Source organism: Pristimantibacillus sp. Z349TD_6, from assembly GCF_056173205.1.
Map to the genome: position 1 here is coordinate 7,247,928 of NZ_CM149662.1, position 12,073 is coordinate 7,260,000.

The 12,073-nt window shown below is 47.5% G+C and carries 8 protein-coding genes and 2 rRNA genes (1 of these 10 running past the window's edge); all 10 read right to left on the bottom strand.

The genetic code is table 11. The features are described 5' to 3' along the window. Nucleotides 1-144: 144 nt before the first annotated feature. Complete coding sequence (pssA, locus tag AC0VYE_RS31495; protein WP_076271452.1) at nt 145-891, bottom strand: CDP-diacylglycerol--serine O-phosphatidyltransferase; 747 nt, start codon at nt 889-891, stop codon at nt 145-147. A gap of 88 nt (nt 892-979) precedes the next feature. Beyond that, a complete protein-coding gene (gene disA / locus AC0VYE_RS31500) occupies nt 980-2,056 on the bottom strand; it encodes a DNA integrity scanning diadenylate cyclase DisA (protein ID WP_076271453.1) in 1,077 nt (358 codons plus the stop codon). A gap of 11 nt (nt 2,057-2,067) precedes the next feature. Further along, nucleotides 2,068-3,435, bottom strand: coding sequence for a DNA repair protein RadA (radA, locus tag AC0VYE_RS31505; protein ID WP_076271454.1), 1,368 nt, complete (start codon nt 3,433-3,435; stop codon nt 2,068-2,070). A 376-nt stretch (nt 3,436-3,811) separates the two neighbouring features. Continuing rightward, on the bottom strand, nt 3,812-4,168 hold the full coding sequence (locus AC0VYE_RS31510; RefSeq protein WP_076271455.1) for an antibiotic biosynthesis monooxygenase: 357 nt from the start codon (nt 4,166-4,168) through the stop codon (nt 3,812-3,814). A 130-nt stretch (nt 4,169-4,298) separates the two neighbouring features. After that, nucleotides 4,299-6,758 carry an ATP-dependent protease ATP-binding subunit ClpC gene (clpC, locus tag AC0VYE_RS31515; protein WP_076271456.1) on the bottom strand — a complete coding sequence of 820 codons (2,460 nt, stop codon included), beginning with the start codon at nt 6,756-6,758 and terminating at the stop codon, nt 4,299-4,301. 2 nt (nt 6,759-6,760) lie between these two features. Next, nucleotides 6,761-7,840 carry a protein arginine kinase gene (locus AC0VYE_RS31520; RefSeq protein ID WP_076271457.1) on the bottom strand — a complete coding sequence of 360 codons (1,080 nt, stop codon included), beginning with the start codon at nt 7,838-7,840 and terminating at the stop codon, nt 6,761-6,763. A 28-nt stretch (nt 7,841-7,868) separates the two neighbouring features. After that, nucleotides 7,869-8,390, bottom strand: a complete 522-nt coding sequence (locus tag AC0VYE_RS31525) for a UvrB/UvrC motif-containing protein (protein ID WP_076271458.1) — start codon at nt 8,388-8,390, stop codon at nt 7,869-7,871. 35 nt (nt 8,391-8,425) lie between these two features. Next, the gene (locus AC0VYE_RS31530; RefSeq protein ID WP_054025359.1) at nt 8,426-8,887 is read right to left on the bottom strand and encodes a CtsR family transcriptional regulator; all 462 of its coding nucleotides are present in this window, start codon (nt 8,885-8,887) and stop codon (nt 8,426-8,428) included. 306 nt (nt 8,888-9,193) lie between these two features. After that, a 5S ribosomal RNA gene (gene rrf, locus AC0VYE_RS31535) occupies nt 9,194-9,310 on the bottom strand. Nucleotides 9,311-9,469: 159 nt separating this feature from the next. After that, nucleotides 9,470-12,073 (bottom strand): 23S ribosomal RNA (locus AC0VYE_RS31540); it runs 328 nt beyond the window's last position.

Consider the following 12,073-nt stretch of genomic DNA (forward strand, 5'->3'; position numbering starts at 1 on the left):
TAAATACGAATTTGGAAGATGATTAGTTTCAAAATTATCCCATAACAGATTGCTAAAAGGGACTATAAGAACAAAAAAAAATAGCGCCCAAGCACAAAATTCTGTGCTTGAAACGCTATTTTACATTCAATATTTCTGCTTTGATCAAGCCGGCTTTTCCGTTTGAACAGGGTCTTCTGCGTTTTCATCACGTTTCTTCCGCTTGCGGTTTCGCTTGGGCAAACGGCGATCAACGTTTTTTTTTAGGCCGTACAGCGCATATAGAAGCAGCGGTACAAACAAAATTTTGGATAAGTCATTTTTGAACAATAGACCTAATACGACAGATACAACAATAACAATAGGGACAACCCATACTGCGCTCTTAGGAATACCGACCTTTTTGAAATTCGGATATTTAATCGTACTAACCATAAGAATGGAAAGCACTACTGTGCTTGCAAGCAACACGGATACATAAATGTCATTTTGAAATAAAGCTAATGTCGCTAACACTCCGCCAGCCGCCGGTATCGGAAGACCGATAAAATAACCTGGCGCACTTGATATTACATTGAAACGAGCAAGCCGCAGTGCCCCGCAAATCGGGAACAATGCCGTTACGATCCAAGCCAAGGCTGGATTAAGATCTTGAAAAGCAACTACATACATAATAAATGCTGGAGCTACGCCAAACGAAATCACATCGGATAATGAGTCCAGCTCCTTACCGAATTCACTTTGAACGTTCAGCGCCCGAGCAACGCGTCCGTCAACACCATCAAGCAGCATGGCGATTAACACCATCATAGCCGCAGTATCTGGTTTTTCATTGAATACAAGAATGATGGCGATTACTCCTAGGAATAAGTTCCCCACCGTGAGAAGGCTCGGTATCGATTTTGTGATCATCTTTTCCACCTCTTCTCTACTATGCCCCAAAACCCTTAACGAATGTATCTCCACGTTACAGGACCACATTCAATTCATTGTATGGGATTTAAATTTGCCTGTCAATGAACATCTGCTCTTGTATCCGCTTTAGACCTTCCTTAATCGCACGTGCCCGTACCTCGCCAATACCTTCAACCTCATCCAATTCTTCAATTGTCGCCATCAGAATATGAGGCAATCGACCGAAGTTTTCAATCAGATTGTTCATAATAATGAGCGGCAATCTTGGAATTTTATTCAGCAGTCGATAACCGCGCGGTGACACGGATTCATCGTTCATGTTGCTCGTATGTGGATAACCGATCAAACGGATGATTGGCGGCGCATCAAGCAGCTCATCCGAGCTCAGCTTCTTCAGGCCTGCCCGAATTTCCCGTATTTTCTCATCCGAATTTTCTTTGGCATAATCCTTAAGTAAGTACCAAGCATCCTCTTCTACTCCACCAACGAGCTCATCCATTTGCATGCTGATGAGCCGGCCTTCCGTTCCAAGCTCATTTACATAACGCTTGATCTCCATCTTGATGCGCAGCACCATTTCAACACGTTGAATAACATGTGCTACTTCCTGCAGAGTAACGAGCTCTTCGAATTCAAGCGCTGAAAGATTCGTAAAGGATTGGCTAAGCACCGCTTTATATTTCTCGAGCGTTTGAATCGCTTGGTTGGCCTTCGTCAAAATAACACCCATGTCCTTCAGCGAATAACGCAGATTGCCTTGATACAAAGTAATAATATTACGACGCTGCGAGATGGATACAACAAGCTTGCCTGTCTGCTTTGCAACCCGCTCAGCTGTACGGTGCCGAATTCCCGTTTCGATCGACGGAATGGAGCTATTTGGTATAAGCTGCGTATTCGCATACAAAATTCGGCGCATATCCTCGCTCAAAATAATAGCTCCGTCCATTTTTGCAAGCTCATACAAATAGTTAGGCGAGAAGTCGCAATTAATGGAAAAACCTCCGTCTACGACTTCCATTACTTCCGGGCTGTAGCCAACAACCAGCAACGCCCCCGTTTTCGCCCGAAGCACATTTTCAAGCCCATCCCGAAAAGGGGTGCCTGGTGCGACTAATTGCAATAATTGATTCATAATTTCAAGCTGTGTAGGTTCCTTCATCATCTGCCCCCCTATCCAAGCGCTGCCTTAAGTGCTTCCGACACTGTAGATACGCCAATAATTTCTATGCCTGCGGGCGGTTTCCACCCTTTTAAACTTTTCTCTGGCATAATGACACGTTTAAAACCTAGTTTCTCTGCTTCCTTCACCCTTTGCTCAGCACGCGATACCGCACGCACTTCTCCCGTCAATCCTACCTCACCAAATATAACGTCATACGGCTTCGTTGGCGCATCGCGAAAACTGGAGGCTATACTGACCGCAGCAGCTAGATCGACTGCCGGCTCATCAAGCTTAACTCCGCCAGCTACGTTCAAGTAAGCATCCTGTGTTTGTAGAAACATGCCGTTCCGTTTCTCCAACACCGCAATAATGAGCGCCATTCGGTTATGGTCGATACCCGTTGACATTCTGCGCGGGGATGGAAAATTAGTTGTGGCCACGAGCGCCTGAAGCTCAACAAGCACAGGCCTTGTGCCTTCCATGCTTGCAACTACGGTTGACCCTGATACACCAAGCGGACGCTCGGATAAAAACAGCTCAGAAGGATTCGAAACCTCTCGCAGTCCATCCTCGCCCATTTCAAAAATTCCAATCTCGTTCGTCGAGCCAAAGCGGTTTTTGACTGCCCTTAAAATTCTGTACGTATGATGGCGCTCCCCTTCAAAATAAAGAACACAATCCACCATATGCTCTAGAAGCCTTGGCCCCGCAATCGCGCCTTCCTTCGTAACATGGCCGACGAGCACCGTCGCAATTCCTTTAATTTTGGCCACACGCATAAAGTGGGCCGTGCATTCACGTACCTGCGATACACTCCCGGGAGCCGATTGAACATTTGGATCGTAGACGGTTTGAATGGAGTCAATAACGAGAAAATCCGGCTGGACTGATTCTATGGCATCGTTAATTTGCTCCATATTGGTTTCGCATAGTACGTAAAGCGATTCCGTCAGCGCACCAAGTCGATCTGCCCTTAATCTCGTTTGCCGCACGGACTCCTCCCCAGAAATATAGAGCACCTTCAACCCCTTCACCGCAAGCGCATGAGACGTTTGCAGCAACAGCGTTGATTTTCCGATTCCGGGATCTCCGCCGACAAGAATTAGCGAGCCTGGAACAACACCTCCGCCGAGCACTCGATTAAGCTCAAGCATCCTTGTTTCTATACGAGGCTCTTGCCCACTTTCTATATGTATGATGGACTGCGGCTTTTCTTTCGCATGAAACGACGACAATCCGACGCCCTTCGTTTTCACAACGGTTTCTTTCTCTTCCACCATCGAATTCCAAGCGTGGCAACCGGGACATTTCCCCAGCCATTTTGGCGATTCTGTACCACATTCCGTACAAACAAATTTTGATTTTATTTTGGCCATTCTGTACTCCTTAAACGTTATGAACCAGCGTAAATGAATGATGCCAGCCCTAGCGATTGTGCTTAAAATCACACTACATAAAGTTTACCATTTTATCCTCCATGTATAAACCCACATTGTTAATGAAAAAAAGGAGATAACCTACTTATTATTCGTTTCCCACAGCTAAGCTTATCCATTTCACGTCTTTTCATTGTTATCCACAGAATTACGAACAAGTTATCAACATTATCCACAACTCATCAACATATCCCCAAAGCCTTTTTCTATAAATACAACATAAAAAACGCCCTCGTTATCCACAGTGGATAAGAGAGCGAAAGATTAGTCACAACGCAGCATATTTATTGGAGCTCCAAATGATAAATAAATAGCATTAATGCTGCTTAAGCTCAATTCCAGCTTGCCGAGCAACTAACACGCGATGCGTTGTCAATTGTGAGCCGAGCATCACGCTTTCGGTTTGCTGGCCTGCCTCGCCCTGTTGCCCCCCGCCTCTATGAGCGTGCGCTTGCCGAAAAGAATCGCTGTTCACCCAGCCCTCAAAGGAAGCTTTGGTTTCCCAAGTCGTGCTTACTTTAAGCTCATCATATTCTTCTAAGCCTTCCGTTAACAACACTTCCATGCGCACAAAACCAGGCGATAAATCTATGCCTTTGGAATTTTGAAATCTACTCGCCACCGTCTCCCCGTGGCCTTTTTTTACTTTTATCGTATTGGTGACAACTATCATCGTTGTTCCTCCATTCTATGTAACGCTATAGTCTTATTATACGATAATGATTATCATTGTCAATTTATTGTGATAATAAAAACTGTCCCGCAAACAGCTTTTCTGATTGCGGGACAGTTTAATATCATGCTTATTTTGTCGTGGATTCTTCTGGCTCCTGTTCGGAAATCGATTTGGTAACGGTTAGACCGCCATCCTTTTCATCGATTGTGAACGTATCGCCTTTTTGGATTTTACCCATCAACAAATCTTCGGACAAACGGTCTTCGATATGTTTTTGGATTGCCCGGCGAAGCGGACGAGCTCCATATTGTGGATCATAGCCTTCCTTCGCTAGGAAGCTTTTTGCTGCATCCGTCAAGATGAAGTCAACTTCCTGCTCACGCAGACGCTTGCGAAGCTCATCCGACATGAGTGTTACGATTTGAGCAATATGCTCCTCGCCAAGCGAATGGAACACGATGCTTTCATCGATACGGTTCAAGAACTCCGGACGGAAGCTTTTCTTAAGCTCGCTAAGCACTTTATCCTTCATTTGCTGGAAGTCGCGGCCCGCATCCTGTACGGCTGTGAAGCCGAGCGAGGAATTGCGCTTGATTTGATCCGCTCCAACGTTAGAAGTCATAATAATCAGTGTGTTGCGGAAATCGACAACGCGGCCTTTGGAATCAGTCAAGCGACCATCCTCCAGCACCTGCAGCAATATGTTAAATACTTCAGGGTGAGCTTTCTCAATTTCATCTAACAACACAACGGAATATGGCTTGCGGCGAACTTTCTCGGTCAACTGTCCGCCTTCTTCATAACCTACATAACCAGGAGGCGCTCCGACTAGACGAGATGTCGAATGCTTCTCCATATATTCCGACATGTCGATACGGATAACCGCATTTTCATCTCCGAACATCGCTTCTGCAAGCGCTCTGGCGAGCTCCGTTTTACCAACACCCGTTGGACCTAAGAAAATGAATGAGCCAATTGGACGCTTCGGATCTTTCAAGCCGGCACGTGCACGACGAATCGCTCTGGATACCGACTTCACTGCATCATCTTGACCAATGATCCGGTCATGAAGAATATCTTCCATTTTCAGAAGTCTTTCCGTCTCTTCTTCAGCCAGCTTGCTAACAGGAATACCCGTCCAGCTAGCTACAACCTGAGCAATATCCTCTGGTGTCACTTCAGAATCAGTACGGCCTTGTTTTTCTTTCCACTGGTTTTTGGTAATATCAAGCTCTTCGCGAATTTTTTGCTCCGTATCGCGAAGCGCTGCCGCTTTCTCGAATTCTTGGCTTTGAACCGCTGCATCCTTCTCCTTGCGGATATCTTCCAAACGGTTTTCAAGCTGCTTCAAGTTTGGCGGCACTGTGTAAGAATGCAAGCGTACCTTTGAACCGGCTTCATCAATAAGGTCAATCGCTTTATCTGGCAAGAACCGATCCGGAATATAACGATCCGATAATTTAACTGCTTGCACGATTGCTTCATCCGTAATTTTCACACGGTGATGAGCTTCATAACGATCGCGTAAACCGTACAAAATTTGAATCGCTTCTTCTGGAGATGGCTGATCTACCGTTATAGGTTGGAAACGACGCTCAAGCGCAGCATCTTTTTCAATATATTTGCGGTATTCATCAAGAGTAGTTGCACCGATACATTGCAGTTCACCGCGTGCTAATGCAGGCTTCAAAATATTAGATGCATCGATTGCACCCTCTGCTCCGCCTGCACCAATCAACGTATGAAGCTCATCGATGAATAGAATAATATTGCCCGCTTGGCGGATCTCATCCATGATTTTCTTCAGTCGATCTTCAAACTCACCACGGTACTTTGTACCTGCTACTACGGAGCCCATATCCAGCGTCATGACACGCTTATCACGCAAAGTTTCGGGAATTTCATTCTCGATAATCTTCTGCGCGAGACCTTCGGCAATTGCTGTTTTACCGACGCCCGGTTCCCCAATTAGTACTGGATTGTTCTTCGTACGGCGGCTAAGCACTTGAATTACACGCTCAATTTCTTTGCTCCGGCCGATCACAGGATCCAGATTTCCTTCCTTCGCATAAGCAGTTAAATCTCTTGCAAGTCCATCGAGCGTAGGCGTGCTAACATTCGCTGGAGAACCGTGATTGCTTGAGACTGCTTCACTGCTGCCAAGAAGCTGAAGGACTTGTTGACGAGCCTTATTTAAGCTAATGCCAAGATTGTTGAGCACACGTGCTGCAACGCCTTCTCCTTCACGGATGAGACCAAGCAAAATATGCTCTGTGCCAACGTACGTATGTCCAAGCTTTCTTGCTTCATCCATCGAAAGCTCAATTACTTTTTTCGCGCGTGGCGTATATGCAATGTTGTTAGGCTGCTCTTGACCGCGACCAATCAACGCCTCAACTTCGTCTTGAATCTTCTCAAGCCCAAGTCCTAGTCCAATTAATGCTTTAGCCGCTATTCCTTCCCCTTCGCGAATAAGGCCTAGCAAAATATGCTCCGTACCAATATTGTTATGTCCGAGACGAACCGCTTCTTCTTGCGCCAATGCAAGCACCTTCTGTGCTCGCTCCGTGAATCTTCCAAACATCATATTTACGCACCCCCATGGCCTTTTTCACCACGCAATTGCTTGCGTATGAGTTCTGCTCTCCTGAAATCTCTCTGCTCTGGACTCATCTTCTCGTCGAAGGTTTGTTGCAAAAATCCAGGCTGAGTCATGACCAAAAGTTCATTCAACACTTGTGGCGTTACATCTGATAAAATGCCAAGGTCTGCACCAAGCCGCACATCTGACAACCGCTGCGCAGCTTCCTTGGAATCCATAATTGAAGCATATGCTAAAATACCGTATGAGCGCTTCACGCGATCCTCTGTCCTCAGCCGCGACTCATGCATAAGACGCTTGCGTGCCGCTTTCTCATGCTCGATGATTTGTCTTGCAACACCATAAAGATTTTCAATAATTTCATTCTCGGATTGCCCCAGCGTAATTTGGTTAGACACCTGAAATAAATTCCCAAGCGCTTCACTGCCTTCGCCGTACAAGCCTCTTACCGCCAAGCCTACCTGTGTAACAGCTGACAATATCCGATTGATTTGAGACGTTAAAACGAGTGCCGGCAAATGCATCATGACGGATGCCCTTATGCCTGTGCCCACATTCGTTGGACATGTCGTCAAATAACCGCGTTTCTCATCAAATGCATAATCAGCCGACTCTTCAAAAATATCGTCAATTCCGCTGGCCAATGCCCATGCCTCCTGGATTTGGAAACCTGGATACAGACATTGAATGCGCAAATGATCTTCTTCGTTAATCATTATGCTAACAGATTCATTATCGCTTAAAATAACGGCCCCGCATCGCGATTCGTTCGCTAAATTGGGACTGATTAAATGCTTTTCAACAAGCACCCTTTTATCAAGCTCGCTTAAATCTGACAAAATAATGGTCTCAAATGATCCAATAGACTGCAGCTTGCCGCTCTGGCTAACTTCAGTCAGCTGATCCATGACATCCTTAGATTGCTGATTTGTTGCAAGTAATGGAAAAGGCTGATGACGTAAATTTCGGGCTACTCGCACTCTGCTGCTAATGACAATTTCAGATTCAGGACCTGCGTCCTTCATCCATTCGCTGAGCGCATGCTGTGAGAATCGATGCTTAGTCAAGAGGTTCCTTCACTCCTTCTATGCCAGCCTACAGGTCTGCCATTTTGCGCTCTAATTCACGTATTCGATCACGCAGCTCTGCCGCGCTTTCAAATTCCTCTTGATCAATCTTCTCCTGCAAATCCCGCCTCAGCTGTTCAATCTCGCGCTTGCACTGGATTTGCCCGCCTGAGCGCTTGGGGATTTTACCGCTGTGTACGGTGCTGCTGTGAATACGTTTGAGAAGTGGATCAAGCTTACCTTCGAACGACTGATAACAAGAGCTGCAGCCGAATCGACCGATTTTGCTAAACTGTGTATAGGTCAGACCACATTCCTCGCAGCGCAGCGCTGGCTGCTTAATGCCGGTAATCGTCGACCCGCCAAGCTGTTCGAAATCAAGAAGTCCCGATAGTAAGCTATGAATAGAAAAGCTATTCGGCGCGCCTGGAATGCCTTCGCCTTTCTCACGAGCACAGCTTTCACAAATATGAAATTCGGTCTTCTCGCCATTAATGATTTTTGTGAAATGAAGCGTAGCCGGTTTTTTACCGCAATCTTGGCAAAACAAGCCTGATCCCTCCTCCCGGTATAAACGGTTTGTCTTTATTTAACCAGCAATGAGATAAGCATGGACCTTAACAACCTTGCCCGAATTTCATCCCTTAGCGGCAGCTTCAGTGCAATGGTATCGCGATGCACAGCCGCACGGAGCAGATTTCCTTCACGCTTAGAGATAAGTCTTGCTTCCTCAAGCTGATAAATAAGCCCTTCCGCTGCACCTTGATCGACACATTCTCCAACCGTTTCTTCGATGTGGAATTGAATCGCCTTTAATGCAGGAAGCTCAATCCGTTGTATTCGGATATAGCCTCCGCCGCCGCGCTTACTTTCAACCATGTATCCTTTCTCCATGGTAAATCGAGTACTAATTACATAGTTGATTTGCGACGGTACACAAGAAAATTTGTCAGCCAGGTCATTGCGTTGAATTTCTACTGCGCCCTCTGGACTTTCTTGAAGCATAAGCTTCAAGTACTGTTCGATGAGATCGGAAATGTTACGCAAACCACCAACCTCCCTGAGAAATAACCAATAAAACTAAAGTTGAAACATAGGTATTAATGAGGTCTTGCGATCAAATCAGAATATACACCGAATATTCGGACAACTGACTTTGACTTTCTTTGACCTTGATTTTATTATATGCAATTTCAGCAAAAGGTCAAGTGCTCGGTAAAATTGATTTTCCATTAGCTTGGTACGCTTGCATGCTGTTTATACATAGCCGGATTCATTTATATGATTAACGCTCATTTTCTGCATACAAAAACAACAAAAAACCTATCGCATATTATGCGATAGGTCTCTCGTGCTTGGCGACGTCCTACTCTCCCAAGACCCTGCGGTCTAAGTACCATCGGCGCTGAAGGGCTTAACGGTCGTGTTCGGTATGGGAACGCGTGGTTCACCTCCGCCATCGCCACCAAACTGGATTTTTCGTTGAAATGCAGTCCTGAGTTTCCTCAGAAAAGATCCAACCAAAGTCCTTCAAGGTGTTTACGCCCTGAAAACTGGATACGAAAGATTAGGCTTGCTGAAGCCTTTATGCTGCTGTCTACCGGATGTATGGGTCACAGTAAACGTGTTTAGGATAAGCCCTCGACCGATTAGTATTCGTCAGCTACACACATTGCTGTGCTTCCACCCCGAACCTATCAACCTCGTCGTCTTCAAGGGGTCTTACATACTGGGAAATCTCATCTTGAGGGGGGCTTCACGCTTAGATGCTTTCAGCGCTTATCCCGTCCGTACTTGGCTACCCAGCGGTGCTCCTGGCGGAACAACTGGTACACCAGCGGTACGTCCATCCCGGTCCTCTCGTACTAAGGACAGCTCCTCTCAAATTTCCTGCGCCCGCGACAGATAGGGACCGAACTGTCTCACGACGTTCTGAACCCAGCTCGCGTACCGCTTTAATGGGCGAACAGCCCAACCCTTGGGACCTACTTCAGCCCCAGGATGCGATGAGCCGACATCGAGGTGCCAAACCTCCCCGTCGATGTGGACTCTTGGGGGAGATAAGCCTGTTATCCCCAGGGTAGCTTTTATCCGTTGAGCGATGGCCCTTCCATTCGGTACCACCGGATCACTAAGCCCTACTTTCGTACCTGCTCGACTTGTAGGTCTCGCAGTCAAGCTCCCTTATGCCTTTGCACTCTTCGAATGATTTCCAACCATTCTGAGGGAACCTTTGGGCGCCTCCGTTACATTTTAGGAGGCGACCGCCCCAGTCAAACTGTCCACCTGACACGGTCCCCGAACCGGTTTCACGGTTCTAGGTTAGAACTCCGATACGATCAGGGTGGTATCCCAACGTTGCCTCCACACAAGCTGGCGCTCATGCTTCAAAGGCTCCCACCTATCCTGTACAGATCGTACCAAAGTTCAATATCAAGTTACAGTAAAGCTCCATGGGGTCTTTCCGTCTTGTCGCGGGTAACCTGCATCTTCACAGGTATTAAAATTTCACCGGATCTCTCGTTGAGACAGCGCCCAAGTCGTTACGCCATTCGTGCGGGTCAGAATTTACCTGACAAGGAATTTCGCTACCTTAGGACCGTTATAGTTACGGCCGCCGTTTACTGGGGCTTCGGTTCACAGCTTCGGGTTACCCCTAACCGCTCCCCTTAACCTTCCAGCACCGGGCAGGCGTCAGCCCGTATACTTCGCCTTACGGCTTCGCACAGACCTGTGTTTTTGCTAAACAGTCGCTTGGGCCTTTTCACTGCGGCCCCCTCGGGCTATTCACCCTACCGAGGCACCCCTTCTCCCGAAGTTACGGGGTCATTTTGCCGAGTTCCTTAACGAGAGTTCTTCCGCGCGCCTTAGCATGCTCTGCTCGCCTACCTGTGTCGGTTTGCGGTACGGGCACCTAGATCTCACTAGAGGCTTTTCTTGACAGCCGGAGTACATGACCTTCGCTACTGCAATTTTCGCTCCTCATCACAGCCCAGCCTTATGATCGACGGATTTGCCTATCGATCAGCCTCACTGCTTGGACGGACTATTCCATCAGTCCGCGTCACTGCCCTTCTGTGTCACCCCATTGCTCAAACGATCTTCGGTGGTACAGGAATTTCAACCTGTTGTCCATCCACTACGCCTTTCGGCCTCGCGTTAGGTCCCGACTTACCCTGAGAGGACGAGCCTTCCTCAGGAACCCTTAGGCTTTCGGCGGACAAGATTCTCACTTGTCTTTTCGTTACTCATACCGGCATTCTCACTTGAATACAGTCCACCAGTCCTCACGGTCCAACTTCAATCCGTATTCAACGCTCCCCTACCCAAGTACCTAATGGTACATGTCATAGCTTCGGTGGTGTGTTTAGCCCCGTTACATTTTCGGCGCAGAGTCACTCGACCAGTGAGCTATTACGCACTCTTTAAATGATGGCTGCTTCTAAGCCAACATCCTGGTTGTCTTTGCAACTCCACATCCTTTCCCACTTAACACACACTTGGGGACCTTAGCTGATGATCTGGGCTGTTTCCCTCTTGACAATGGATCTTAGCACTCACTGTCTGACTCCCGAGTAGCACGTCTATGGCATTCGGAGTTTGACTGGACTTGGTAACCCTTGGCGGGCCCCGCACCCAATCAGTGCTCTACCTCCACGACGCTCATTCCTCGAGGCTAGCCCTAAAGCTATTTCGGGGAGAACCAGCTATCTCCGAGTTCGATTGGAATTTCTCCGCTACCCCCACCTCATCCCCGCATTTTTCAACATGCGTGGGTTCGGGCCTCCAGTGCGTGTTACCGCACCTTCACCCTGGACAGGGGTAGATCACACGGTTTCGGGTCTACGACCACGTACTTATTCGCCCTATTCAGACTCGCTTTCGCTACGGCTCCGTCTTCCCGACTTAACCTTGCACGTGATCGTAACTCGCCGGTTCATTCTACAAAAGGCACGCCATCACCCATTTAACGGGCTCTGACTTTTTGTAAGCGCACGGTTTCAGGTTCTTTTTCACTCCGCTTCCGCGGTGCTTTTCACCTTTCCCTCACGGTACTGCTTCACTATCGGTCACCAGGGAGTATTTAGCCTTGGCAGATGGTCCTGCCGGATTCCGACGGGGTTTCTCGTGTCCCGCCGTACTCAGGATCCGTCTCGGAGAGTGTTTGCTTTCGGTTACAGGGCTTTTACCTGCTCTGGCGGGCCTTTCCAGACCTCTTCGCCTACCAAACAC